The organism is Acidovorax sp. Root402 (assembly GCF_001425125.1).
GTDB classification, from domain to species: Bacteria; Pseudomonadota; Gammaproteobacteria; order Burkholderiales; family Burkholderiaceae_C; genus Acidovorax; species Acidovorax delafieldii.
In genome coordinates, this window is the sequence record NZ_LMDQ01000012.1 from 415,590 (window position 1) to 440,289 (window position 24,700).

General features: G+C 67.2%; 21 protein-coding genes. 10 read left to right on the forward strand and 11 right to left on the reverse strand.

All coding sequences use genetic code 11. The features are described 5' to 3' along the window. Nucleotides 1-40: 40 nt before the first annotated feature. The 4 genes from ASC83_RS07000 (at nt 41) to ASC83_RS07015 (ending at nt 3,930) form a co-directional block, all read left to right on the forward strand. Entirely contained in the window at nt 41-979 is a 939-nt protein-coding gene (locus ASC83_RS07000; protein ID WP_056059792.1) for a dihydrodipicolinate synthase family protein, read from the forward strand. 81 nt (nt 980-1,060) lie between these two features. Beyond that, nucleotides 1,061-2,023 carry a tripartite tricarboxylate transporter substrate binding protein gene (locus tag ASC83_RS07005; protein ID WP_056059794.1) on the forward strand — a complete coding sequence of 321 codons (963 nt, stop codon included), beginning with the start codon at nt 1,061-1,063 and terminating at the stop codon, nt 2,021-2,023. After that, nucleotides 2,013-2,711, forward strand: a complete 699-nt coding sequence (locus ASC83_RS07010; RefSeq protein ID WP_056059796.1) for an SDR family NAD(P)-dependent oxidoreductase — start codon at nt 2,013-2,015, stop codon at nt 2,709-2,711. Before ASC83_RS07005 ends, ASC83_RS07010 begins: the two co-directional genes overlap by 11 nt. A gap of 52 nt (nt 2,712-2,763) precedes the next feature. Beyond that, on the forward strand, nt 2,764-3,930 hold the full coding sequence (locus ASC83_RS07015) for a mandelate racemase/muconate lactonizing enzyme family protein (RefSeq protein WP_056059797.1): 1,167 nt from the start codon (nt 2,764-2,766) through the stop codon (nt 3,928-3,930). Between the two features lie 62 nt (nt 3,931-3,992). Here ASC83_RS07015 and ASC83_RS07020 read toward each other — a convergent pair whose 3' ends face one another. From ASC83_RS07020 to ASC83_RS07035, 4 genes are all read right to left on the reverse strand, one after another. Continuing rightward, complete coding sequence (locus ASC83_RS07020) at nt 3,993-5,633, reverse strand: tannase/feruloyl esterase family alpha/beta hydrolase (protein ID WP_235509329.1); 1,641 nt, start codon at nt 5,631-5,633, stop codon at nt 3,993-3,995. 186 nt (nt 5,634-5,819) lie between these two features. Then, complete coding sequence (locus tag ASC83_RS07025; protein WP_056059799.1) at nt 5,820-6,794, reverse strand: LuxR C-terminal-related transcriptional regulator; 975 nt, start codon at nt 6,792-6,794, stop codon at nt 5,820-5,822. Nucleotides 6,795-6,952: 158 nt separating this feature from the next. Next, entirely contained in the window at nt 6,953-8,050 is a 1,098-nt protein-coding gene (locus tag ASC83_RS07030; protein WP_056059800.1) for a M14 family metallopeptidase, read from the reverse strand. A 101-nt stretch (nt 8,051-8,151) separates the two neighbouring features. Beyond that, on the reverse strand, nt 8,152-9,363 hold the full coding sequence (locus tag ASC83_RS07035; protein WP_056059802.1) for a M20 aminoacylase family protein: 1,212 nt from the start codon (nt 9,361-9,363) through the stop codon (nt 8,152-8,154). Between the two features lie 76 nt (nt 9,364-9,439). Between ASC83_RS07035 and argE the strand changes: the two genes are divergently transcribed. Continuing rightward, complete coding sequence (gene argE / locus ASC83_RS07040) at nt 9,440-10,597, forward strand: acetylornithine deacetylase (protein WP_056059803.1); 1,158 nt, start codon at nt 9,440-9,442, stop codon at nt 10,595-10,597. A 45-nt stretch (nt 10,598-10,642) separates the two neighbouring features. Here the strand turns inward: argE and ASC83_RS07045 are convergent, their stop codons facing one another. After that, nucleotides 10,643-11,791 (reverse strand): ABC transporter substrate-binding protein, encoded by a 1,149-nt coding sequence (locus tag ASC83_RS07045; protein ID WP_056059805.1) that lies wholly within the window; start codon nt 11,789-11,791, stop codon nt 10,643-10,645. Between the two features lie 137 nt (nt 11,792-11,928). On the opposite strand from ASC83_RS07045, the gene ASC83_RS07050 reads away from it, so the two are divergent. Further along, nucleotides 11,929-14,049 carry a molybdopterin-dependent oxidoreductase gene (locus ASC83_RS07050; protein WP_056059808.1) on the forward strand — a complete coding sequence of 707 codons (2,121 nt, stop codon included), beginning with the start codon at nt 11,929-11,931 and terminating at the stop codon, nt 14,047-14,049. Between the two features lie 146 nt (nt 14,050-14,195). On the opposite strand, the gene ASC83_RS07055 is transcribed toward ASC83_RS07050, so the two are convergent. The 4 genes from ASC83_RS07055 to ASC83_RS07070 form a co-directional block, all read right to left on the reverse strand. Continuing rightward, on the reverse strand, nt 14,196-14,876 hold the full coding sequence (locus tag ASC83_RS07055; protein ID WP_056059810.1) for a type 1 glutamine amidotransferase domain-containing protein: 681 nt from the start codon (nt 14,874-14,876) through the stop codon (nt 14,196-14,198). Between the two features lie 147 nt (nt 14,877-15,023). After that, entirely contained in the window at nt 15,024-16,115 is a 1,092-nt protein-coding gene (locus ASC83_RS07060) for an alpha/beta fold hydrolase (protein WP_235509330.1), read from the reverse strand. A 173-nt stretch (nt 16,116-16,288) separates the two neighbouring features. Then, complete coding sequence (locus tag ASC83_RS07065) at nt 16,289-17,452, reverse strand: iron-containing alcohol dehydrogenase (protein WP_056059812.1); 1,164 nt, start codon at nt 17,450-17,452, stop codon at nt 16,289-16,291. A gap of 253 nt (nt 17,453-17,705) precedes the next feature. After that, on the reverse strand, nt 17,706-18,623 hold the full coding sequence (locus ASC83_RS07070) for a LysR family transcriptional regulator (protein ID WP_056059815.1): 918 nt from the start codon (nt 18,621-18,623) through the stop codon (nt 17,706-17,708). 177 nt (nt 18,624-18,800) lie between these two features. Between ASC83_RS07070 and ASC83_RS07075 the strand changes: the two genes are divergently transcribed. The 3 genes from ASC83_RS07075 to ASC83_RS07085 all read left to right on the forward strand — a co-directional run bounded on the left by ASC83_RS07075 (nt 18,801) and on the right by ASC83_RS07085 (nt 21,598). Next, the gene (locus tag ASC83_RS07075; protein ID WP_056060079.1) at nt 18,801-19,958 is read left to right on the forward strand and encodes an alkene reductase; all 1,158 of its coding nucleotides are present in this window, start codon (nt 18,801-18,803) and stop codon (nt 19,956-19,958) included. A gap of 74 nt (nt 19,959-20,032) precedes the next feature. Beyond that, entirely contained in the window at nt 20,033-21,055 is a 1,023-nt protein-coding gene (locus ASC83_RS07080; protein WP_056060083.1) for a zinc-binding alcohol dehydrogenase family protein, read from the forward strand. Between the two features lie 129 nt (nt 21,056-21,184). Beyond that, on the forward strand, nt 21,185-21,598 hold the full coding sequence (locus tag ASC83_RS07085; protein ID WP_056059817.1) for a VOC family protein: 414 nt from the start codon (nt 21,185-21,187) through the stop codon (nt 21,596-21,598). 120 nt (nt 21,599-21,718) lie between these two features. Here ASC83_RS07085 and ASC83_RS07090 read toward each other — a convergent pair whose 3' ends face one another. Next, nucleotides 21,719-22,696 carry a tripartite tricarboxylate transporter substrate binding protein gene (locus ASC83_RS07090; protein WP_056059819.1) on the reverse strand — a complete coding sequence of 326 codons (978 nt, stop codon included), beginning with the start codon at nt 22,694-22,696 and terminating at the stop codon, nt 21,719-21,721. 96 nt (nt 22,697-22,792) lie between these two features. Continuing rightward, a complete protein-coding gene (locus tag ASC83_RS07095) occupies nt 22,793-23,803 on the reverse strand; it encodes a fumarylacetoacetate hydrolase family protein (protein ID WP_056059821.1) in 1,011 nt (336 codons plus the stop codon). A 102-nt stretch (nt 23,804-23,905) separates the two neighbouring features. On the opposite strand from ASC83_RS07095, the gene ASC83_RS07100 reads away from it, so the two are divergent. After that, nucleotides 23,906-24,688, forward strand: a complete 783-nt coding sequence (locus ASC83_RS07100) for an IclR family transcriptional regulator (RefSeq protein WP_056059824.1) — start codon at nt 23,906-23,908, stop codon at nt 24,686-24,688. Nucleotides 24,689-24,700: the final 12 nt, after the last annotated feature.

Consider the following 24,700-nt stretch of genomic DNA (forward strand, 5'->3'; position numbering starts at 1 on the left):
CCCCGTTGTTCACCAGCTTTTCCAACGGAGACAAGAAAGCATGCCTGCCATCTCGAATTATCGCGGGATCATCCCCGCCATCTCGTGCCCCTTCACCCCCGACCACCGCATCGACGAGCCCGCGCTGCGCAAGCTCGCCGCCTGGCTGGCGGGCCACGAGGGCGTGGTGGCCGTCATGACCAACGGCCACACCGGCGAGGTGTTCTCCCTCACACCGGCTGAACGCGCCGAGGTCACCCGCATCGTGGCCGACGAACTCAAGGGGCGCATGCCTGTCATTTCGTCCATCGTCTGCGAAGGCCTGGCCGACGCGGCCGACCATGCCCGCGCTGCCGTCGAGGCTGGTGCTGTGGCGCTGGACGTGATGCCCCCGCACCACTGGCTGCGCTTTGGCTTCACGGCCGGCCACGCACTGCAGTACTTCGATGCCATCCACAAGGCGGCGCCCAACGCCGATCTGGTCTGCCACGTCTACCCGGCCTGGACGCGTGCCTCGTACTCGTCGCAGCTGCTGGCCGACCTGGCACGGTTGCCCTACCTGCAGGCCTTCAAGGTGGGCCAGCGCGACATGAACAAGTACGCCCGCGACATCCAGGCGATCCGCGAGGCCGACGCGTCCAAGGCCATCCTGACCTGCCACGACGAGTACCTGCTGGCCTCGATGGTGCAGGGCGTGGACGGCGCGCTGGTGGGTTTTGCGACCTTCATCCCCCAGCTCATCATCGATCTGTGGAATGCGGTGAAGGCCGGCGACTTGAAGAAAGCCATGGCGGTGCAGGCTGTCATCACGCCCCTGAAGGACGCGGTGTATGGCGGCGGCGAGCCCACTGGCGAGGCCCACGCCCGCATGAAGGGTGGCATGTACCTGGCAGGCGTGATCGACGACGCCACCGTGCGCCCACCGACCGAGGCGCCCAACGCCAAGGAAGTCGAAGCGCTGCGCGCTGCGGTGAAGCAGGCCGGCCTGCTCAAGCGCTGAGCGGTCCCTGCGAGGCTCGGGGGATTTTGAGTCCCCCGCGCCTCATTGCACACAAGAAAACCGACAAGGAGACAAGACACCATGCAACGCCACCTTTTCATCCGCGCCGCCCTGGGTGTAGCCACGCTCGCGATGGCGGCCAGCAGCTTTGCGCAGGCTTACCCCACCAAGCCCGTCCGGATGGTCATCCCCTTTCCGCCAGGCGGCACGCTCGACACCGTGGGCCGCATGCTCGCGCAAAAGCTGGGCGACCAGATGGGCCAGAACTTCATCGTCGAGAACAAGGCGGGCGGCAATGGCGTGATTGGCGGCGACGTGGTGGCCAAGGCCCCGGCCGACGGCTACACGCTGCTGTTCAACGCATCCACCTTCACCACGGCGCCCATGACCATGAAGTCCGTGCCCTACGGCGTGGTCAAGGACTTCACGCCCGTGGCGCTGGTGGCCAAGGCCCCGTTGTCGGTGGCCATCAACAAGAACCTGCCGGTCACCGACATCAAGTCGCTGATGGCCTACGCCAAAGCCAACCCCGGCAAGATGACCTTCGCCGTGGGCTCCATCGGGTCGGCCGGGCACCTCTCGACCGAACTGCTCAAGCGCGCAGGCAACCTCGACTACCTGATCGTGCCCTACAAGGGCACGGCGCCTGCGTTCCAGGACCTGATCGGCGGGCAGATCGACGGGTTCATCGACCCCATCCTGGGGTCTCTGCAGTACCACAAGAGCGGCATGCTGCGCGTGGTGGCCGTCACCTCCGCCCAGCGCGCCGCGAGCTTGCCCGACGTGCCCACGGTGGGCGAGACGATTCCGGGCTACGAGTTCTACAGCTGGTATGGCCTGTGGGGCCCGGCCAAGCTGCCGGCGGACATCACCCAGCGGCTGAACACCGAGGTGAACAAGGCCCTGGCCGAGATGACGCCCAAGCTCAAGGAACAAGGGCTGCTGACCACGCCGGGCAGCGTGGAGGACTTTGCGAAGTTCCAGCGCAGCGACATGGAGCGCTCGCAGAAGATCGTCACCGAAGGGAATATCCGTGTCGAGTAATGCCCGCCACGCCATCGTCACCGGCAGCGGCAGCGGCATAGGCCGCAGCATCGCCGAGTCGCTGCTGGCCGGCGGCTGGCGCGTGACGGGCCTGGATGTGGCCCAGGCGACGGTCGTTCACCCCTCGTTCACCCATACACCGGTCAACCTGGCCGATGGCGCAGACATCGCCCGCGTGGCCGCTGCACTGCCCGGCGTGGACGCGCTGGTCCATGCGGCCGGCGTGCTGCGCGTGGGGCCGCTGGGCCAGCTCGACCATGCGGGCGGCGAGCTGATGTGGCGCCTGCATGTGGATGCCGCCACCCGGCTGGCCGATGCCATCGTGCCCGGCATGGCCCAGCGCGGCCAGGGGCGCGTGGTGTTCATTGGCAGCCGCGTGGCGCAGGGCATGGCCGGGCGCGGTCAGTACGCCGCGACCAAGGCCGCGCTGATTGCACTGGCGCGCAGCTGGGCCGCCGAGGTGGCCGCGCAGGGCGTGACGGTGAATGTCGTCTCGCCCGCAGCCACCGCCACCGGCATGCTGAACGACCCCGCCCGCCAGGGCAGTGCACCGCGCCTGCCGCCCATCGGCCGCCTGATCGAGCCTGCCGAGATTGCCGCACTGGTGGGCTTTCTTCTGTCTGAATCTGCCGCCGCCATCACGGGGCAGGACATCGCGATCTGCGGGGGCTCTTCGCTCGCCCGCTGATCTTTCCTTTTGATCCCGCCCCTTTCCCTCTTTGCCAACCAACGCGACCACCATGAAGATCGTCAACATCCTCGAATCGACCCGTCCCATCAAGTCGGACATCCGCAATGCCTACATCGACTTCTCGAAGATGACGCTGAGCCTCGTGGCCGTGGTCACCGACGTGATCCGCGATGGCAAGCCGGTGATCGGCTACGGCTTCAACTCCAACGGCCGTTACGGCCAGGGCGCGCTGATGCGCGACCGATTCATCCCCCGCGTGCTGGAGGCTGAGCCGGCCAGCCTGCTGGACGAGACGGGCGAGAACCTGGACCCGCACAAGGTCTGGGCCCGCATGATGATCAACGAAAAACCAGGCGGCCACGGCGAGCGCTCGGTGGCCGTGGGCACCATCGACATGGCCGCGTGGGACGCCACGGCCAAGATTGCAGGCAAGCCGCTGTACCAGCTGCTGGCCGAGCGCTACGGCAACGGCACGCCCAACCCGCGCGTGTTTGTCTACGCCGCCGGCGGCTACTACTACCCCGGCAAGGGGCTCGATGGCCTCAAGAAGGAAATGGAAAGCTACCTGGCACGCGGCTACTCGGTGGTCAAGATGAAGATCGGCGGCGCCACGCTGGCCGAAGACTGCGAGCGCATCGAGTCGGTGCTCAAGATCCTGGGCCCAGGCCAGCAACTGGCGGTGGACGCCAATGGCCGCTTCGATCTGAAGACCGCCATCGAATACGGCAAGGCCCTGTCGCAGTACCCGCTGTTCTGGTACGAAGAAGCGGGTGACCCGCTGGACTACGAGCTGCAGGCCAAGCTCGGCGAGGTCTACCAAGGCCCCATGGCCACGGGCGAGAACCTGTTCTCGATGCAGGACGCGCGCAACCTGATCCGCCACGGCGGCATGCACAAGGACCGCGACTGGCTGCAGTTCGACTGCGCGCTGAGCTACGGCCTGGTGGAGTACCTGCGCACGCTCGACATGCTCAAGGAATACGGCTGGTCCCCCAGCCGCTGCATACCGCACGGCGGCCACCAGATGTCGCTGGCAATTGCCGCCGGCCTGGGCCTGGGCGGCAACGAGAGCTACCCCGACCTGTTCCAGCCTTACGGTGGCTTCCCCGATGGCGTGAAGGTGGACAACGGCTACGTCACACTGCCACCGCTGCCGGGCATCGGCTTCGAAGGCAAGTCGGACCTGATTGCGGAGATGCGCGCGCTGGCATCCTGACGGAGGACTGGACGCAAAAAAAGGCACGCCCAGGGCGTGCCTTTTTCCATCCAACGCAGCGCTCAGGTCGCGGAGCAGCTGAAGCTCTCGGCCTTGGCCGGATCGCCCGTGCCGTTGTAGCGCGGGAACTTGGGGTACTCGCACACCGGGCGCTGGGCCACGGGGGTGCTGGTGCCTGGGGCGAACTTCGTGGCGACCAGCTTGTCAGGCGCCGCTCCCTTTTCCACCCAGGCGTCCATGGCGGCGAGCAGGTCAATGGAGCGCGGCTCGGTGCCTGCGCCGTCCAGGTCATGCCCGTTGGAGGGCGAGGTGACCATGCGCGCAAAGCCCTGCACCTTGCTGGCGCCCAGGCGCTGCTTGACCGTGTCGAAATAGTCTGCCGTGCGGTACAGCGACACGCAGGTGTCGCCCAGGCCGTACCAGATCAGCAGCTTGCCGCCGTTGTCGGCAAAGGCGGAGATGTCGGGGTCCGTGCCATCGATCATCTCGGCCAGCCGCGCGTACTGCGCCTGGTACTGCGTGGGGTCGTGGCTCAGGATGTTGGCGTTGGGGTTGCCCTCCACCAGGCGCGCGGCTTCCGTCACGGCCATGTGGTTGAACGAATCGGGCGCGTCAAAGCTGGTGCCGAACATGTACGACTGCCAGTCGGAGGTGGACGCCCCGCCCCGGCCATAGCGCGGGTAGCCCACGGCACCGCGCGACAGGGTCACGGGTGTCTTGTGGTCGCTGTAGATGAGGCGGATGGATTCGATCTGGCCGGCCGTGAGACAGCTGTCGTTGTCCGCCCCCTGGCACAGCAGCTCGGTAGGCACGTAGTTGCACGCCTCGATGTTGCCGATGACGCCGTCCTTCAGGCCATCGAGGCCATCACACGCCGCCACCTCGGCCTTGGCATACAGCGCGATCTTGGCGGGGCTCATCCAGTTGTCGCGGCTCTTGAAGATGTGGCGCAGCACCGTGGGCCCCAGGTTGACCTGATGCGCCTGCTGGCTGATGGCGGGCTCCATGGCCACCACGCCGTCGTAGTCCTTGGGGTACTTCTGCGTGGAGATGAGCCCCGACCGACCGCCGTTGGAATGGCCCATGTGGTAGCGCCGCACGGGGCGCTTGCCATAGAACTCGGTGGCGATCGTGGTGCCCACCTCCAGCACGAAATGGTTGGCGTCGAACGCGTGGTTGCGCAGCGCCACGTCGCTCTTGCCCCAGGCAAACCCGCGGATCTGGTGGCCGGAGTCGGAGCTGATCTTCACGTACGGGTTGGCCGACGGGCCCACCAGCTGCTGGTACCACGGGTCGTCGGTGGGGATGAAGCCGTCGAAGCCGCCGCCGCCAATGGTCAGCGTCTTGCCGTTCCACTGGGCCGGCGTGGGCAGCTCCACCGCCCAGTTGATGGTGGACTCGGGCGACGAGACGATCTGCCCGCGCACGATGCACACGTCGGGCAACGTGCCCTCGGCCTTGCGCAGCTCGGTACGGGTGACCTTGGCGCCATGGGGCAAGGCGGTGGATGCGTAGGCGGCGCAGGCCTCAGCCAGGGGCTTGCTGGCCAGCGGGGGGTTGGCGTCGCTGCCGCCGCCGCAGGCGGTCAGGGCCAGGGCTGCCACAGCACCCAGGGTGCAGACAGCGGTCCATCGCCCTGCGCGTGCCAGGGAGTGAGGGTGGCGCCGGGGCGCCACGGCGGAGGGGTGGGGGTTCGGGAACATGCAAGGGTCTCCTGTTATGGCGGTTCTTCAGGAGCCCAGGCCGGGCGGCGGTCTGGCCCGCACCGGTGTCTGGACTCCGGTGCGGACGATAGGAAAAGGTGGCGTGGTTGCAGCCTCTGCAAATGCAGAGGGAGCGGGAAACTACCGAGCCCTGCAAACCGGCGCGTGGCGCCCCGCCGCCGATCTCTACTGGTGACGCAGCGCGGCCACCAGCTCCAGCTTGTTGCTCACGCCCAGCGCTGCATAGGCCGTGCGCAGGTAGGTGCGCACCGTGGCGGGCGTGAGGCCCAGCGTGGCCGCAATGTCCTTGTGCGAGCGGCCCTGGGCGTACAGCATGGCGGCGCTCAGCTCGCGCGGTGCCAGGGCTTGCTTGCGCTGGCGCGACGCCAGGCTCACGGCCACCAGTGGCCCGCAGGGCTCCAAGCGCAGGCGGCAGGCCTTGCCCACCGACAGGGTGCAGGGCGCACCCGCCAGCGCCTGCGCCACCACCGGAGGCAGGTGGGTGCCGTGCCAGCCGGGGCTGGCTTCGCCCAACGCCCGGCTGATGCGCAGCCCGGCAAACAGCAGTTCGCCCGACGGCCGGGCCAGGGCAAAGCTGTCCCAGGGGCGGCCGGGCGTGTCGCTTTGCAGGCGCTGCAGACGGTGGTGCCATTGCTGCAGCAGGTGCAGGACGAATTCGCCGAACAGCACGGTCTCTCCGTCCGAGAATTCCGGCCGCGCTGGCGGGCGGTAGATGGAGACAAAAAACATGAGCCCGCTGTGGGGCAGCTCGGCCGTGAGGGCCATACAGTGGTACAGGCCGTGGCGCTGGCTGAAGGCGGCCACCTCCGGGTGCTCGGGTAACGGGCCCACCACGTCACGCTCACGGATCACCACCCCCAGCTGCTGCATGGACTGCAGCCCAAACAGGTCCACCGCCGCCAGCGCATTCCACTCCTCGGCAAAGCTGCGGCTCAGGCCAATGCTGCCGTGCAGCCAGTTGCGGGGTGCCACCTGCACATCGCCCGCCGAGACCTCGCCCCACCAGGCGGAATCAAAAGGCACCAGCCCCTGCAAGGTCTGCATGGCCTGGTGCAGCAAGTCCTGCGGGGCCACCTGCTGGGCTTGCTCCGACAGCCGGAGCAGGCTGCGGCTCAGCGCGCGCAGAGGGTCAGAGGCCATGGTGTCTCCTGGTTTTTGGAGGCGATGGTAGCCGCCACAGGGTGGCTACCCCAACCCCCCGTAAACCCGGAGCGTCCGCACGACCTCAGCGCAACACTACGATATTGATAGCAACTCAGCCATATAGCACTAGCGCCTGAGGCCTCTGGAACACAAAATCAGGCCGTCAACCCGTCCACTGCCTGGAACATCGACTGCCGTGCCTGGCTGATGATCTGGCCCTTCCACGCGTCCGTGTCGGTGTAGAAGGCCGCCAGCATTTGCGCCTTGATCTGGGCAGCCTTGTCAGCCGGAGTTTCGGGGTGCAGTTGGAGCCATTGCTCGGCACGGATGGCGTTCATCACGTCGAGCACGGGCACGGTGCCGTACTCCATGGCAATGCCGGTGTACTCGGCGTGGGGGCACTCGTCGTAGATCGAGGTCCACATCAGGCCGGTGAGGAAGGCCGAGGTGGACGAGCCGTCGTAGATCGACGTGACCGGCGTGGCGCCGCCGCCGTCCCACCAGGCGCGCGCGCGGGCCACGGCCACGGCGTTGTCATTGCCCGCATAGATGCGCTCGCCATGGCCGCTGGGGCCCAGGCCCGTGTGCAGGTCGATCCAGGCGATCTTCGACGCGGCCGCACCGTGCTGGCGCAGCACCTGGCGCAGCGTGCGGTTGCTCCAGGTGGGCTCGGTGCCGCCAAAGAACACTCCCTGCGGAAACTCGTGCTGGCCTTGCGAGATGGCGGCCTGCCACGCGGCCTCGCCCTTGTTGGCGATGTACTCCGCCACCGCTGCCTGGTTCTCAGGGCCGGGTGGCCACTGCTCGGGCAGCAGCAGGGGCTGCACCTCGCGGTAGGCCGTGTTCACGGGCAGGGGCTTGCTGAAGTCCTGGAAGTTGCGGTTCAGGTCCACGTTCTCGTGTGTGAAGCGGCGCACGTGCGAGAAGCCATACGGGTTGAGCGCGTGGATGTAGAGCGTGGCCACACCGGCATCGCGCGCCTTGGCGCGCCACTCGGCATCGTGCAGCGCAAACACCTGCACGCCGCTGCCGCAGTAGCCCTCGACGCCATGGCAGGCGCTGCTCACGATGAGCAGCTTTTTGGCATCGGCCGGGCCGTCGCGCACCACGTCCATGGCCAGGTCTTCGCCATCGCGGCCCTTGAGCGGGTGGGCGTGCGATTCGATGGACAGGCCGGCGGCTGCAGCGGCCTCCAGAAACTTTGTGCGCGCCTGGGCGTAGCTGGGCGAGAAGGCTTCAACGATTCCGGTCATGGGCAGGGCTTTCAGGAGTCAGTGGGAAGACAAAAAGAAAACCCGGGCACGCGCGCTGCGCACGCCCGGGTGGAGGAGGATCAACGGCGCGTCAAGCTGCTTCAGGCCACTTTGGCGGGCTGGGCCAGCCATTCCTCGGCCAGCTTGACCCAGTAGGTCGCGCCCAGCGGGATCAGGTCGTCGTTGAAGTCGTAGCTGGGGTTGTGCAGCATGCAGGGGCCACCGCCGTGGCCCATCTCGCGGTGGGCGCCGTCGCCGTTGGCAATGAAGCAGTACGCACCGGGCTTGGCCTGCAGCATGTAGGCAAAGTCTTCAGCGCCCATGGTGGGCTCCTGAACCACCACACGCTCTTCCCCCACGATGCCGGTCATGACCTTGCGGGCAAATTCGGCCTCGGCGGGCGAGTTGACGGTGGGCGGGTAGTTGCGCACGAACTCGAACTCGCAGGTGGCATCGTGCGCAGCGCAGTGGTTCTCGGCGATCTGGCGCATGCGCTTTTCAATGAGGTCCGTCACTTCGGTGGTGAAGGTGCGCACCGTGCCCTGCAGCTCGACGCTGTCTGGAATCACGTTGGTGGCCTCGCCCGCGTGGATCATGGTGACCGAGATCACGCCGGCGTCCACGGGCTTCTTGTTGCGGCTGATGATGGTTTGGAAGGACTGCACCATGCCGCAGGCAATCGGCACCGGGTCGATGCCGGTGTGCGGCAGCGCCGCATGGCCACCCTTGCCACGCAGGGTGATCTTGAACTCGCTGGTCGATGCCATCACTGGGCCGGGGCTCACGGCAAAGGTGCCCACCGGCATGCCAGGCCAGTTGTGCATGCCGTACACGGCCTCCATGGGGAACTGCTCGAACAGGCCGTCCTCGATCATCACGCGGGCACCGCCGCCACCCTCTTCGGCGGGCTGGAAGATCAGGTACACGGTGCCGTCGAAATTGCGGTGCTTGGCAAAGTGCTGGGCCGCCGCCAGCAGCATGGCCACATGGCCGTCGTGGCCGCAGGCGTGCATCTTGCCCTGGTGTTTGCTGGCGTGGGCGAAGGTGTTGAACTCCTGCATGGGCAGTGCGTCCATGTCGGCGCGCAGGCCAATCGCGCGGCCACTGGCGCCACCGTCGCGCCCCTTGACGATGCCCACCACGCCCGTTTTGCCCATACCCCGGTGGATGGGAATGCCCCACTCGGTGAGCTTTTGCGCCACCACGTCGGCGGTGCGCACCTCTTCGAAGCACAGCTCGGGGTGGGCGTGAATGTCCCGGCGCACCGCTGCAATACTGGCCGCCTGGGTGACGATGGAGTCAATAACGTTCATGATATGTGTCCTTACGATCTCACAGTCTAGCCCGACAGCAACACACGTGCCAACCCGGGTTATTCGCTAGCCACCCATGATTTCTGCCCACGCCCTCGAACTTGCGCAAACCCTGGTGCGCATGAACACCGTCAGCCATAACTCCAATCTGGAACTGATCCATTTCATCCGCGACCACCTGGCCAAGCTGGGCGTGAAAAGCCGCCTGACCTTCAACGACGACAAGACCAAGGCCAACCTGTTCGCCACCCTGGGCGAGGGCAAGCCGGCGGGCGTGATCCTTTCGGGCCATACCGACACGGTGCCGTGGGATGGTCAGGACTGGACCATGGACCCGCTGAGTGCCCTGGTCAAGGACGGCAACCTGTACGGGCGCGGCAGTGCCGACATGAAGGCCTTCATTGGCATTGCCGTGTCGCACGCAGAGCAATTCCTGAGCAGCGACGCGCCTTTTGCGGTCCATCTGGCATTCAGCTACGAAGAGGAGATCGGCTGCTTTGGCGTGAAGGAACTCATCGCCGACCTGCGCGACGCGAACATCAAGCCCCTGGCCTGCATCGTGGGCGAGCCCACCAGCATGATCCCCGCCATCGCGCACAAGGGCGTGTACCGCTACAAGTGCTGCGTGCGTGGCAAGGAGGCGCATTCGTCCCTCACGCCGCATTCGGTCAACGCCATCGAGATGGCCGCCCGCGTGGTGGGCCGGGTGCGCGACATGGCGGAAGACTTTGAAAAGAATGAGCCCCGCTTTGAGGGCTTTGACGTGCCGTTCTCGACCAGCAGCGTGGGCCAGTTCCACGGTGGCATTGCCGACAACGTTGTGCCGCGCGACGCCGAGTTCCGCTACGAGTTCCGCGACCTGCCCACGGCTAACGCCGCGCAGATGCAGTCCGAGGTGGTGGCCTACGCCAGGTCGCTGGAGCCCGCCATGAAGAAGGTGGCGCCCGCAGCGGGTTTTGAATTCGAAACCATCTGCGAAATCCCGAGCTTCCTGGGCAGCAAGGACGACCCGGTGACGCGCCTGGCGCAAGAGCTGTCGGGCGAAAAAGGCACCACCCTGGTGGCCTTTGGCACCGAAGCGGGGCTGTTCAAGAACGCGGGCATCTCCACCGTGGTGTGTGGCCCCGGCAGCATCCAGCAGGCCCACCAGCCCGACGAGTACGTGAGCCTGGAGCAGCTGGGACGCTGCGAGGCGTTCATGCAGGGGCTGGCGCGCACGCGCACGCTGGGTTGATAACTGCGCAGCGGCGGGGGCCAACGCGCCCCCTCCGGAATGGGATCAGGTCCTGACCCGGCCGTCCCCGGTCAGCATCGACATCTCGACAAACTTCGAGGCTGCGTGGCTGGTGCCACTGAACGACACCGGAAAGCCCGAGATCACCTGGTTGCCGATGGACTCGGTGCCAGTGATGAAGCTCTCGCGCGTGATCTTTCCGCCGGCCTGGGCCTGGCGCAGGCCCTCGGCGAACACGCGTGCAGCCAGATAGCCTTCCATGCTGGAGTAGTTGGGCTGCACCTTGTCGCCACCCTTCTTGATGGCCTCCAGAAACTCGCGCGTGATTTGGCGCGAGGGCTGGTAGGGCGAGGGCACCACCTGCGACACCACCACACCCGCACCGTCCTTGCCCAGCTCGTCGGCCAGCGCCTGGGTGCCCACAAACGACACGTTGTAGAACGTGCCGCCAAAGCCCGCCTTGCGCGCCGCACGCACAAACGCGGCGGCCGACGCATAGGCCGTGATCTGCACCACGGCATCGGGCGTGGCGGGCACCAGCTTGTCCACGGCCGCTTTCACGTCCGTGGAGTTGCGCTCCACGGTGGCCGTCGCCACAGGTGTCAGCTTCAGCTCGGCCAGCGCGCGGTTCACGCCATCGAGCCCCGCCTTGCCGTAGGCGTCGTTCTGGTAGAACACCGCAATCTTCTTGAGCCCCAGGTTGGTGAGCTGGCGCACGATGAGTGCGGTTTCGTCGTAGTAGGACGCACGCACATGAAAGATCAGCCGGTTGAACGGCTGGCGCAGCGCCTCGGCACCGGTAAAGGGGCCAAAAAACGGCACCTTCTCCTTGGTGAACAGTGGCAGCGCCGCCAGGCTGGTGGGAGTGCCGATGTAGCCAAACAGGGCAAACACCTCGTCGGCAATCAGTTTGCGGGTGTTCTCGGCGCACCGGTCGGGCTCATAGCCGTCGTCCATGGTGCGGATCTCCACCATGCGCTTGCCCACGCCGCCCTGGGCGTTGAGCTGGTCAAAAAAGAGCTTGGCGCCCTGGTTGAACTGCACGCCCAGCTGCGCCGCCGGGCCGGTGAAGGCGGCCGACTGCCCCAGCACGATGCGCCCCTCGCTCTGCGCACGCGCCAGGCCGAACCCGCCCAGCGCCACGGCGCCCATGCCCACCGAAAACTGCCTGCGCCCCAATACTGTCTGGTTCATGGTGAAATCTCTGCTCTTGTAAGAAGAAAGAAGGGGCATGCCCCTCTGCACTGCCGGTAGGCAGCCCCTTGGAAACGGGGGACCCATATGCACGCCCGTTCCAACCCTGACAGCCAGTTTAACGATCCAGCCCCCGAATGCCCACGCCTTCTGACGCTAATTCCCCTCCATCGGCACTGATTCAGGTGCGCGGCGCTTGCCCCCACGACTGCCCCGACACCTGCGCCCTGCTCACCACCGTGGACGAGCACGGCGTGGCCACCCGCGTGCAGGGCAACCCTGACCACCGCCACACCGACGGCGCGCTGTGCGCCAAGGTGAGCAAGTACACCGAGCGCAGCTACCACCCCGAGCGCGTGCTCACGCCGCTCAAGCGCACGGGCGCCAAGGGGGCCGGCCAGTTCGTGCCTGTGACCTGGGACGAGGCGCTGGCCGACATCGCCCAGCGCCTGCAGGCCATCGCCGCGCGCGCGCCCGAAGCCATCCTGCCCTACAGCTACGCGGGCACCATGGGCATGGTGCAGGGCGAGAGCATGGACCGGCGCTTCTTCCACAAGCTGGGTGCCTCGCAACTGGACCGCACCATCTGCGCATCGGCCGGGGCCGAGGCCCTGGTGCAGACCCTGGGTGGCAAGGTGGGCATGAAGGTGGAGTTCTTTGCCGAATCGCAGCTCATCATCATCTGGGGCAGCAACTCCATCGGCAGCAACCTGCACTTCTGGCGCTACGCCCAGCAGGCCAAGAGGAATGGAGCCAAGCTGGTGTGCATCGACCCGCGCAAGAGCGAGACGGCCGACAAATGCCACGAGCACATTGCCCTGCGCCCCGGCACCGACGCCGCGCTGGCCCTGGCGCTGATGCACGAGCTGATCGCCCACGACTGGCTGGACCACGACTACATCGCCCGCCACACGTTGGGCTGGGACCAGCTGCGCGAGCGCGCACTGCAGTGGCCGCCCGAGCGCGCGGCCGAGGTGTGCGGCATTCCGGTGGAGCAGATTCGCCAGCTGGCCCAGGACTACGGCACGACGAAGCCCGCCGCCATCCGCCTGAACTACGGCATGCAGCGCGTGCGCGGCGGCGGCAATGCGGTGCGCGCCGTGGCCTGCCTGCCTGCGCTCACGGGCGCCTGGCGCCACCGCGCGGGCGGCGTGCTGCTGTCCAGCTCGGGACAGTTCCCGGCGCAGCGCGCCGTGCTGCAGCGGCCCGACCTGATGCCCGCCCAGACACCGCGCACCATCAACATGTCCACCATTGGCGACGACCTGCTGCGCGAGGCCTCGCCCACCTTCGGCCCGAAGGTGGAGGCCATCGTGGTCTACAACAGCAATCCCGTGGCCGTGGCGCCCGACTCGGGCAAGGTGGTGCAAGGCTTTGCACGCGAAGACCTGTTCACCGTGGTGCTGGAACATTTCAAAACCGACACGGCCGACTACGCCGACTACATCCTGCCCGCCACCACGCAGCTGGAGCATTGGGACATCCACCTGAGCTACGGCCACACCGACGTGCTGCTCAACCGTCCCGCCATTGCGCCCCAGGGCCAGGCGCGCAGCAATGCGCAGATCTTCCGCGACCTGGCGGCGCGCATGGGCTTTGCCGAGCCCTGTTTTGCCGAGAGCGACGAGGCCCTGTGCCGCCAGGCGTTTGGCGACGCAGTGGACTACGCACTGCTTGAAAGCCAAGGATTTGCCACGCTGGCGCTGCCCGATGCGCCGTTCGCCGAAGGCAACTTCCCATCACCCTCTGGAAAGTGCGAGTTCTACAGCGCCCGCCTGGCCGCCCAGGGCCTGGACGGCCTGCCCGACCACCTGCCCAACTACGAACTGCAGGGCACGGACGCACGCCACCCGCTGGCCATGATCTCGCCGCCCGCGCGCAACTTCTTGAACTCCACCTTCGTGAATGTGCAGAGCCTGCGCAACATCGAGGGCCGCCCCGTGCTGGAGATCCACCCCGACGACGCCGAAGCACGCGGCATTGCCAACGACGCCGTGGTGCGCGTGTTCAACGACCGGGGCAGCTACCTTTGCCACGCCACCGTCTCGCGCCGCGCACGGCCCGGCGTGGTCAACGGCCTGGGCATCTGGTGGCGCAAGCTGGGGCTGAACGGCACCAACGTGAACGAGGTGACCAGCCAGGCGCTGACCGACCTGGGCCGCGCGCCCACGTTTTATGACTGTCTGGTGGAAGTGGAGGCCACAGGCGCCGCCGATGCCGGCATGGATGCCGGAGCCCGCGTCGGCACCACGGCCTGAGGGCAGCTTGAGATGCTGGGTTTGCTATCCATTCAATAGCTGCTTGCGCAATATCCACTGGCGCTTGCAGCCATTTTGATCCTTAACCTGCGCAAACACCCGTTCTGCGCAGGATCTGCGGCTGTGCAGGGTTCCTTCGCGGCCCCTTACCCCAACAGCTTCAGCAACGCGTGTGCGCCCTGCTCGGACGATGCCGGGTTCTGCCCCGTGATCAGCGTGCCGTCGATCAGCACATAGGGTGCCCAGTCGGGGCCTTTGGAATACACGCCGCCGTTGGCCTTGAGCATGTCCTCCACCAGGAAGGGCACGATCTGGGTCAACTGCACCGCGTCTTCTTCGCTGTTGGTAAACCCCGTGACCTTCTTGCCCTTGACCAGCGGCGACCCGTCGGGCGCCTTGGCGTGGCGCAGCACGCCGGGTGCGTGGCACACCAGCGCCAGCGGCTTGCCTGCTGCAAAGGTCTTTTCGATGAGGGCAATGGACTGCGCGTCTTCCGCTAGGTCCCACAGCGGGCCGTGGCCGCCGGGGTAGAACACTGCATCAAAGTCCTCGGCCTTCACGCTGGACAGGGGCACGGTGCTGGCCAGCTGCTGCTTCGCTGAAGCATCGGCCTTAAAGCGGCGCGTGGCATCGGTCTGGGCGTTTTCGTCGTCGCTTTTGGGGTCCAGGGGCGGCTGGCCGCCGTGGGGCGATGCGAGCGTGATCTGCACGCCTGCATCCTTGAACACGTAGTACGGTGCAGCAAACTCTTCCAGCCAGAAGCCCGTCTTTTTGCCGGTGTCGCCCAGTTGGTCGTGGGACGTCAGAACCATGAGGATGTGTGACATGGAAGTCGCTTTCGGTGTGGGGAGGGGTTGATCGGAAAAACCAAACCATCACCGTACCAGCCATCGGGCCCGTTGTCCCGCCATGCAGGCCGGTTTGCGGCATTGGCTTACAGCACGGCGCTACAGCACCTGCGGGCCCTCAACCTGTCAACGCAGCTGCCTGGCCAGGAACTCCGCCACCTCGTTCTCCAGCGTGGCGTGGTAGGCCACGCGGTCAAAGCCTTCGGGATTGGCGGCGGCGTCCCCCGCCTCGGACGCCAGCGGCCAGACAGACTGGGCCATGAAGGCGAAGTGGCCTGCACCCGGCACCGTACTGGCCTGTGCAGACGGCAAATTCGCTGCCACATAGCCGCCGTGGTAGGGGCCCACAAGCACGGCATCGCGCTCGGCCACCATCAGCCTCACGGGCACGCTGATGGCCTTCAGGCTGTCGGGCGTGAACACCACCGCCATGGGCGCCATGGCCACCACGGCGCGGATGCGGGGGTCTGCCACCGAGACCAGCGGACCATCGAGCGCGGGGGCGCCGGCCTGTGTGGATGCCGCGGTGGCGGCCGCAGGGGCCTCCTTGGTAGTCTGGGCGGTCTGGCCACGGGCGGGCAGCTTGCCCAGGCTACAAAAGCCGGGGTCGTCCGACACGCTGCGGCAGTGCTCTGCCGCACGGGCCGGTTCGGCCTGCGCACCGGCCAGGGCCAGCACGGTGTAGCCGCCTGCCGAATGGCCCACGCCGCCAATGCGCCCGGCCGGAATGCGGGGGCCCCATTCGGGGTTGGCTAGCAGTGCGTCCAGCACGCGGCTTACCTGGCGGGGGCGCTCGCTGAAATAGCGGCCCGAGGTGATCATCGACCGGTCTTCCCAGTTGTCGCCCGGATGGCGCAGCGCTGCCACCAGATAGCCGTCGGCCGCCAAGCGCGTGGCCAGGTTGTGGTGGCCCAGTTCATGGCCACCCGTGCCGTGCGAGATGAGGATCAGGCCCTTGAGGGGCGCGGTTGCCACCGGGGCGCCCGGCGTGACCACGGGCCGCCACGGGCCCATGGGCAGGGTGCGCGCCACCACCGGGGTGGGGTAGAACAGCGCCACGGTCACGGGCTCTGCGCCCGGTACCACCAGGGTGCGCAGGCCGGCGTGCTGGGCCGATGCCGGTGTGGCCCAGGCCAGCATTGCCACAAAAGCTGCCAGCAACGGGGCACGGGCGTTGCGCCACGCGGAGCGGAGGGCCAGGATGAGGATGAGGGTCACGGTGCGCCTTTCGTCAAATGCCACCCAAGGAGGTGGCTTGACGGCACTGTAGGCGGCGCAAGGGGCGGGCTCCAGCGCCCTGCGACGAAACGCGGCTGCGCGGCGCGAAATGCAGCGCAGGCGGGGCGAGCAGGAGAGAGGACCATAGGCCCGCCCTCCCCGCCCACCACCATTTACAGCGCAGCTTCGAGGATGCGGCGGCTCACAGCAGGGGTGATCTCGCGCTGTTCGCCCAGCGTCACCATGCCGTGCGCTTCCAGCTGTGCCACCACGGTGTTCACCACCTCGCTGCCCAGGCCGTAGCCAGACAGGCGCGTGGCGATGCCCATGCTCTCAAAGAAATCGCGCGTGCGCTCGATGGCGGCGGTGATGCGCTCGTCATCCGTGCCGGTGGTGATGCCCCATACGCGCTCGCCGTACTGCAGCAGCTTGGCGCGCTTGGCCACCCGGCGCTCGTTCAGCAGCGCGGGCAGCACGATAGCCAGGGTGCGCGCGTGGTCGATGCCATGCAGCGCCGTCAGCTCGTGGCCGATCATGTGCGTGGCCCAGTCCTGCGGCACGCCCGCGCCGATCAGGCCGTTGAGCGCCATGGTGGCGGCCCACATCAGGTTGGCGCGGTCGTCGTACACCGGCTCGGGGGCAGTCAGCAGGCGCGGGCCGATCTCGATCAGCGTCTGCAGGATGCCTTCTGCAAACCGGTCCTGCACGGGTGCGTTGACCGGGTAGGTCAGGTACTGCTCGACCGTGTGCACAAACGCATCCACCACGCCATTGGCCAGCTGCTGGGGTGGCAGGGTGTAGGTCTTGGTGGGGTCGAGCACCGAGAACACCGGGTAGGTGTGCACGCTGCCAAACGACAGCTTGGCACCCTTGGCGCGGTGGGTGATGACGCCGCCGTTGTTCATCTCCGAGCCCGTGGCGGGCAGCGTGAGCACGGAACCAAACGGCATGGCGCCCTTGATGTTGCGGCCGTGCTTTTCGAGGATGGCCCAGGGGTCATCGCCTTCAAAACGGACAGCGGCCGCGATGAACTTGGTGGCGTCGATCACCGAACCGCCCCCCACGGCCAGCAAGAAGTCAAACCCGCCTTCGCGGATCTGCGCCACGGCCTTCATGGAGGTCTCGTAGCTCGGGTTGGGCTCGATGCCGCTGAAGGTGGCGTGCTGGCGCTCGCCCAGCGCGGCGCGCACCTCGGCCAGGGTGCCGGTCTTTTCGGCGCTGGCACCGCCCACCAGGATCAGCACCTTGGCGGCAGCGGGCACGAGCTTGGCCAGGTCGGCAATGCGGCCTTGGCCGAAGGCGATGTGGGTGGGGTTGTGGAAGTCGAAATTCAGCATGTTGATCTTTCTCCGTCAAAGGCCGTCGCTGCATCACCAGGAACCCGGCCGCGCGGGTGGGCGCAGGGGGCGCGCCGCCCTGGGTAGCGACAGCAAGGGCGCGATTGTGCGGCGCACGGGGTCCCGGTGCCGGTCGCGCGTGCGATAGCCCTGCAGCCAGCAGAGCCTCATGCAGCACATCGGGCGCAGCGCATGCGACTGCTGCTAGCGCTGGGAGCCTGTTGACGATCCAGCGGGGGTCGTCAACACGCACTCAGTGCGACGCCCGCTCCATCAGCGCCTGCAGCCGCTCGGCCATGAAGTCGCGCAGCGCCCGCACCAGCGGCGTGAACTGGCGGCGGCTGGGGGCCACCAGGAAGAGCGGCACGGCCTCGGTGGTCCAGCCGGGGCACAGCGGCACTAGGCGCCCGGCGGCCAGGTCGTCGGCCACATCAAAGTACGACTTGTACGCAATGCCCCGGCCCAGCACGGCCCAGCGGCGCACCGCGTCGCCGTCGTTGGCCACGTTGCGGCTGCGCACGCGCACCACCACTTCTTGGCCCGATGCGTCCCAGAAGCGCCAGCGGTCGTGCACGTCCTCGCCCAGCATGAAGCACAGGCCATCGTGCGCAGCCAAGGCGTGGGGCGTATCGGGCGTGCCGTGCGCTGCCAGGTAGGAGGGGGCGGCGCAGAGCACGCGCCGGTGTTCGGCGACCAGCGGCAGCGCCACCAGGCTCGAATCCTGCGGCTTGCCGTAGCGGAAGGCGGCATCCACCGGTTCGCCGTAGACATTGGCCATGCGGTCCGACAGCTGCAGGCGGATGTCGATGCCGGGGTGCAGCGCCTGGAAGGCATCCAGCCAGGGCAGCAGCACATTGCGCCCCAGGTCGGACGGGGCCGCCAGCTGCAGCATGCCACGCAGCTCGCCCGCCCGGCCGCTGGCGAGCTGGCCCTGCACCTGCTGCAGCGCGGCGAGTGCGGGGCGGCAGTGCTCCAGGAACAGCGCGCCCTCCTGCGTGAGCCGCAGGCTGCGCGTGGAGCGCACGAACAGCGCCACGCCCAGCTCGGCCTCCAGCCGCTTGAGCGCGGCGCTCGTGGCGGCGGGGGTGAGATCCAGCGCACGGGCCGTGGCCGAAAGGCTGCCGCTGTCCACGGTGCGCACAAAGATGTCGAGGTCTTGCAGGCTTTTCATGGCGAGGGTGGATGGAAAGGGAAGACGACGGCGATGGAACGACACCACCACCAGGGGCTGATATTCAAATTTTCTTTGAATATTCTTTCAATCAACCGTCTATTTAAAAACTATTGCAGAAAGCCCACCATTCACGTCATGTTCCACACCGGCCTGCCGCCGACCCGAGCCCCTGCCATGACCACCACCCCACACACCGCCACACCCGCCCTGTTCCGCCCCCTGCAGATGGGGCCGCTGGCACTGCCCCACCGCATCGTGATGGCGCCCATGACGCGCGCCCGCAGCAGCCAGCCGGGCGACGTGCCCAACGCGCTCATGGCCGACTACTACGCCCAGCGCGCCAGTGCGGGCCTCATCGTCAGCGAGGCCAGCCAGGTGTCACGCCAAGGCCAGGGCTACAGCTTCACGCCTGGCATCTACAGCGAGGCGCAGGTGCAAGGCTGGCGCCGCGTGACCGAAGCGGTGCACGCCGCGGGCGGGCGCATGGTGCTGCAGCTGTGGCACGTGGGCCGCATGTCGCACGCCAGCTTCCATGCCGATGGGCTGCCCGTGGCGCCCTCGGCCCTGGCCCCGGCGGCACGGGTATGGGTGGCAGGCGAAGACGGCGTGGGCCGCATGCTCGACTGCCCCGTGCCCCGCGCACTGGAGGCCGCCGAGATTCCTGGCGTGGTGGACGACTTCCGCCGTGCCGCCGCCAACGCCATGCGCGCAGGGTTCGACGGCGTGGAGATCCACGGCGCCAACGGCTATCTCCTTGACCAGTTTCTGCGCACGACCTCCAACCACCGCACCGACGCCTACGGCGGCCCGGTGGAAAACCGCACCCGCTTCGCCCGCGAAGTGGCCGCTGCCGTGGCCAGCGAGGCCGGCGCCGAACGCACGGGCATGCGCCTGGCCCCGTTCATCACGCAGCGCGGCATGGACTGCCCGGAGATCATCCCCACCATCCTGCACCTGGCGCGCGAGCTGGACACGCTGGGCCTGGCCTATATCCACCTGGCAGAGGCCGACTGGGACGACGCCCCCCGCATTCCAGATGAATTCCGCCAGGCTCTACGCACCGCCTTCAGCGGCCGAGTGATGGTGGCGGGCCAGTACACCCCCGAACGCGCGCAACAGATCCTCGCGTCCGGCATGGCCGACCTGGTGGCGTTTGGCCGCCCGTTCATTGCCAACCCCGATCTGCCTGCGCGCTATGCCGCCGGGCTGCCACTGGCCCCGTTCGATGCGGCCACGCTGTTTGGCGGCGAAGCACACGGCTACAGCGACTACGCACCGGCCCATGCGCTGGCTGCGCCCATGGCCCACGCTGGCGCGGCTGAAGTGGCCTGAAAACGGCACCACGCGCCCTTCCGAACTTCGCATATCCCCCGCTTCAACTCCCTTTGCACCTCAAGGAACCCATCATGAAAGCCGTTGGCTACCAAACCGCCCACCCCATCGACCACCCCGAGTCGCTGCTCAACATCACCCTGCCCGACCCGGTGGCCACCGGCCGCGATCTGCTGGTGGAAGTGCACGCCGTCTCGGTCAACCCCGTGGACACGAAAGTGCGCAAAAGCAGCTCGCGCAGCGGCGACGGGCCCGACTACAAGGTGCTGGGCTGGGACGCCAGCGGCATCGTCCGCGCCGTGGGCCCGGAGGTGACACTGTTCCAGCCCGGCGACCGCGTCTGGTACGCGGGCTCCATCGCACGCCAGGGCACCAACAGCGAACTGCACCTGGTGGATGAACGCATCGTGGGCCATGCCCCCCAATCGCTGGACTTTGCCGAAGCCGCCGCGCTGCCGCTGACCACCATCACCGCGTGGGAGCTGCTGTTTGACCGCCTGGGTGTGGCCCCTGGCAAGCAGCCCACCCCCAAGACCCTGCTCATCATTGGCGCGAGCGGCGGCGTGGGCTCTATCCTCACACAGCTGGCGGCGCGGCTCACCAGCCTCACGATCATCGGCACCGCATCGCGCCCCGAAACGCAGCAGTGGGTGCGCGACCTGGGCGCCCACCACGTCATCGACCACAGCCAGCCGCTCACACAAGAGCTGGCCCGCATCGGCCACCCCACGGTGGACATCGTCGTGAGCCTCACGCAGACCGACGCGCACTTCGACCAGATCGTCGAGGCCATCGCGCCGCAGGGCCAGTTCGCGCTGATCGACGACCCCGTCTCACTCGACGTGACGAAGTTCAAGCGCAAGTCCGTGTCGGTGCACTGGGAGCTGATGTTCACCCGCGCCCTGTTCGGCACCGCCGACATGATCGGCCAGCACCGGCTGCTGACTGAGGTGGCACAGCTGGTGGATGCGGGGCTGATTCGCACTACGCTGGACCAGCGCTTTGGCACCATCAATGCCGAGAATCTGAAGCGCGCGCATGCGCTGATCGAGAGCGGCAAGGCGCGGGGCAAGCTGGTACTGGAGGGGTGGGCCTGAAGAACTGCGGGCCATGCAGGGGGCGTAGCACCACCCGCGCGACAGATTGTGTGTCGGGCTGAAAAATACTGTATTTATAAACAGTCTTTCAGGTATAAATCAGGGCACCACAACCCGAGGAGACCTCCCATGCTGGACCACATGACCTTCCGCGTCACCGACATTGCCCGCACCAAGGCGTTCTACACCGCTGCCCTCGCGCCTTTGGGCTACAGCCTGTGTTTTGAAGGCAACTACGGCTCGAACATGCTGGGCTATGCCTACCCGGCTCCGTCCGAGCCCGACGGCAAGAAGGCGGATGTGTGGTTCATCGACGGCCCCTCGCCCTACGGCGGCCCGCCCGCCACCACGGGCTGCCACCTGGCGTGGCGGGCCGCCACCCGGGCCCAGGTCGATGCCTTCCACCGCGCCGCCATCGAAGCCGGGGGCCAAGACAACGGCGCCCCGGGCCTGCGGCCCGACTACCACCCCCACTATTACGGCGCGTTTGTCATCGACCCCGAGGGCAACAACATCGAGGCGGTGTGCCACCTGCCGGAGTAAGAAACACCGCTGCACCCTCCGCAGAGGGCGCGTCGCCAAGCGAGTGCACCCGTGGAACTGGCTTTGCCAGGCCACCAGGTGCGTCCCCCTGGGGGGAAGCGGCGCAGCCGCTCAGGGGGGTCAGTCGAGTTTCACGCCTGCCGCTTTGATGATCTCGCCCCAGCGCTTGGACTCGGAGCGTGCCATGGCGCGGAACTGCTCCGGCGTGCCGGGCAGGGCTTCCATGCCGAAGTCGGCCATGCGCTTGACCACGGCGGGGTTGAGCAGGGCCTTGTTCAGGTCGCCGTTCAGGCGCGCCGTGATCGCAGCGGGCAGACCGGCGGGCGCCAGGATGCCCTGGAACGCAAACACTTCGGTGTTGGGCACACCGGCTTCTGCCAAGGTGGGCACGTCCGGCAGCGCGGCCACGCGCTTGGCCGAGCCAATGGCCAGCGCACGCACCTTGCCCGAGGTGATGACGGGAAGGCCAGCGGCCAGGTCCAGGAACATGCAGGGCACCTGGCCGCCCATCACGTCCTGCAGCGCAGGCGCCGCGCCGCGGTAGGGGATGTGGGTGAGGAAGGTCTTGGTGCGGTTCTTGAACATCTCCATCGCCAGGTGGTGTGGCGAACCATTGCCGGGCGATGCGTAGTTGAGCTTGCCGGGGTTGGCGCGCGCGTAGGCGAGGAATTCCTTCACCGTCTTGGCTTCAAACGCCGGGTGCACCACCAGCGCCAGCGGAAAGCGGCTGATGCCGCCCACGTAGGTGAAGTCCTTTTCAGGGTTGAACGGCAGCTTGGTGAACAGGTGTTCGTTGTAGGCCAGGATGGCGTTGTCGGCCGACATGAAGGTGTTGCCGTCGGGCTTGGCCGTGGCCACCATCTGGCCGCCGATGTTGGTGGAGGCGCCCGGGCGGTTGTCCACCACGATCTGCTGGCCCAGCGTCTGGCGCATGGCCTCAGCCACGGTGCGGGCCAGCACGTCGGTGCCGCCACCGGCGGGGTACGGCACCACCCAGCGCAGGGGCTGGTCGGGCCAGGTCGATTGGGCGGCGGCCCAGGGCGCAGCGGTGGTGGCGCCTGCGGCGGCCAGGGCGGACAAGAGGGTACGGCGTTGCATGGGGTTGTCTCCTTGATACTATTAATTTGATAGCTGCAAGCGCATGTTCCTCTAGCGCATACAGCCGTTTTTATTCAAATTTTGCTCTGCGGGGCCTCAGGCGGCCGGTGCGGCAATGGTCTGGTCGATGGCACCAAAAATGCTGGCGCCGTCCTTGCCCTTGACCTCGATGCGGATGGTGTCGCCGAACTTCATGAAGTCGGTGCTGGGCTTGCCGTCCTGGATGGTTTCGATGCAGCGCTTTTCGGCGATGCAGCTGTAGCCCTTGGGCCATTCCATGCGGCCGTTCTGCTCCACGCCCTTGTTGCTGACGGTGCCGCTGCCCACGATGGAGCCGGCGCGCACGTTGCGCGTCTTGGCGATGTGGGCAATGAGCTGGCCGAAGTGGAAGGTCATTTCAGGACCCGCGTCGCACATGCCGACCTTGCGGCCGTTCCAGGTGGACTGCACGGTGAGGTTGACGCGGCCGTGGTCCCAGGCGTCGCCCAGCTCGTCCAGTGTGACGGCCACGGGGCCGAAGGCGGTGGCGGGCTTGCTCTGGAAGAAACCAAAACCCTTGGCCAGCTCGGCCGGGATCAGGTTGCGCAGGCTCACGTCGTTGGCAATCATCACCAGGCGGATGCCGTCCAGCGCCTGGTCGGCATTGGTGCCCATCTTCACGTCGCCGGTGATGACGGCGATCTCGGCCTCGAAGTCGATGCCCATGGCTTCGCTGGGCACCACGACATCGTCGCAGGGGCCGATGAAGTCGTCGCTGCCGCCCTGGTACATCAGGGGGTCGGTGTAGAAGCTTTCGGGCACTTCGGAGTTGCGCGCTTTTCGCACCAGTTCAACGTGGTTGATGTAGGCCGAGCCGTCGGCCCACTGGTACGCGCGGGGCAACGGGGCCATGCACTGGGCGGGGTCAAAGGGGAAGGCGTGGCGCGCGCGGCCGCTGTTGAGCTGGTCGTACAGGTCCTGCAGCTGGGGCGAGAGGAAGCCCCAGTCGTCCAGCACCTGCTGCATCTTGCTGGCAATGCCGGTCGCATAATGGGCCGTTCCCAGGTCGCGGGAGACGACAACCAGTTGGCCGTCGCGCGAGCCGTCTTTGTAGGTAGCGAGTTTCATGGTGGCAGGACCTTTGTCTCAAGGGGTTGAAGGTTTCACCCAACACGAATTACGCTTGGGTAAATTGATTTAACTAAACAAAACTCGCAAATTTTAGTGCACATGGACAAAGAACGTGCAGGAATTCAATCGGTCGAGGTGGGTTTTGCCCTGCTGGAGGGGCTGACGCGCTCGCGCGGACCGCTGATGCTCAAGGATGTGGCCGCCTCGGCGGGCATGAGCGCGGCCAAGGCGCACCGGTATCTGGTGAGCTTTCAGCGCCTGGGCCTGGTCACGCAAGACCCCCGCACCGCGCGCTATGACCTGGGCCCGGCCGCACTCAAGCTGGGGCTGGCCTCGCTGACGCGGCTCGATGGCGTGCGCCTGGCCCGCGAACGCATGCCCGCGCTCATGGAAACCATCGGCCACACGCTGGCGCTGGCCGTGTGGGGCAACCACGGCCCCACCATCGTGCACTGGGAGGAATCGCCCCAGGCCGTCACCGCCAACCTGCGCCTGGGCGACGTGATGCCGCTGCTGTCGTCGGCCACGGGCCGGTGTTTTGCGGCCTTCATGTCGCCCGAGGTGGTGGCGCCGCTGCTCAAAGAGGAGCTGGCCCGCGCCGTGAAGATGCGCCGCACCGACCTGCCCGCCACCATGGCCGAAGTGAACGCACTGCTGGCCGAGGTGCGCGAGCGCGGCGCGGCGCGCGTGGTGGACACGCTGCTGCCGGGCATCGTCGCCTTCTGCGCGCCGGTTTTCGATGCCGACGGTCACCTGGAGCTGGGCATCACCACGCTGGGATCTATCGCCACCTTTGACCCCGAATGGGGCGGCGCCATTGATGCGCCGCTGCGCGCGGCCGCAGCCCAGCTGTCCAGCGACCTGGGCGCGGGCAGCGCCTGACGGCCCCGTACC

Coding starts and splice junctions, on each gene's coding strand:
- ASC83_RS07000 (WP_056059792.1), top strand. CDS start 41: ATGCCTGCCATCTCGAATTATCGCGGGATCATCCCCGCCATCTCGTGC.
- ASC83_RS07005 (WP_056059794.1), top strand. CDS start 1,061: ATGCAACGCCACCTTTTCATCCGCGCCGCCCTGGGTGTAGCCACGCTC.
- ASC83_RS07015 (WP_056059797.1), top strand. CDS start 2,764: ATGAAGATCGTCAACATCCTCGAATCGACCCGTCCCATCAAGTCGGAC.
- ASC83_RS07020 (WP_235509329.1), bottom strand. CDS start 5,633: ATGTTCCCGAACCCCCACCCCTCCGCCGTGGCGCCCCGGCGCCACCCT.
- ASC83_RS07025 (WP_056059799.1), bottom strand. CDS start 6,794: ATGGCCTCTGACCCTCTGCGCGCGCTGAGCCGCAGCCTGCTCCGGCTG.
- ASC83_RS07030 (WP_056059800.1), bottom strand. CDS start 8,050: ATGACCGGAATCGTTGAAGCCTTCTCGCCCAGCTACGCCCAGGCGCGC.
- ASC83_RS07035 (WP_056059802.1), bottom strand. CDS start 9,363: ATGAACGTTATTGACTCCATCGTCACCCAGGCGGCCAGTATTGCAGCG.
- argE (WP_056059803.1), top strand. CDS start 9,440: ATGATTTCTGCCCACGCCCTCGAACTTGCGCAAACCCTGGTGCGCATG.
- ASC83_RS07045 (WP_056059805.1), bottom strand. CDS start 11,791: ATGAACCAGACAGTATTGGGGCGCAGGCAGTTTTCGGTGGGCATGGGC.
- ASC83_RS07050 (WP_056059808.1), top strand. CDS start 11,929: ATGCCCACGCCTTCTGACGCTAATTCCCCTCCATCGGCACTGATTCAG.
- ASC83_RS07055 (WP_056059810.1), bottom strand. CDS start 14,876: ATGTCACACATCCTCATGGTTCTGACGTCCCACGACCAACTGGGCGAC.
- ASC83_RS07065 (WP_056059812.1), bottom strand. CDS start 17,452: ATGCTGAATTTCGACTTCCACAACCCCACCCACATCGCCTTCGGCCAA.
- ASC83_RS07070 (WP_056059815.1), bottom strand. CDS start 18,623: ATGAAAAGCCTGCAAGACCTCGACATCTTTGTGCGCACCGTGGACAGC.
- ASC83_RS07075 (WP_056060079.1), top strand. CDS start 18,801: ATGACCACCACCCCACACACCGCCACACCCGCCCTGTTCCGCCCCCTG.
- ASC83_RS07080 (WP_056060083.1), top strand. CDS start 20,033: ATGAAAGCCGTTGGCTACCAAACCGCCCACCCCATCGACCACCCCGAG.
- ASC83_RS07085 (WP_056059817.1), top strand. CDS start 21,185: ATGCTGGACCACATGACCTTCCGCGTCACCGACATTGCCCGCACCAAG.
- ASC83_RS07090 (WP_056059819.1), bottom strand. CDS start 22,696: ATGCAACGCCGTACCCTCTTGTCCGCCCTGGCCGCCGCAGGCGCCACC.
- ASC83_RS07095 (WP_056059821.1), bottom strand. CDS start 23,803: ATGAAACTCGCTACCTACAAAGACGGCTCGCGCGACGGCCAACTGGTT.
- ASC83_RS07100 (WP_056059824.1), top strand. CDS start 23,906: ATGGACAAAGAACGTGCAGGAATTCAATCGGTCGAGGTGGGTTTTGCC.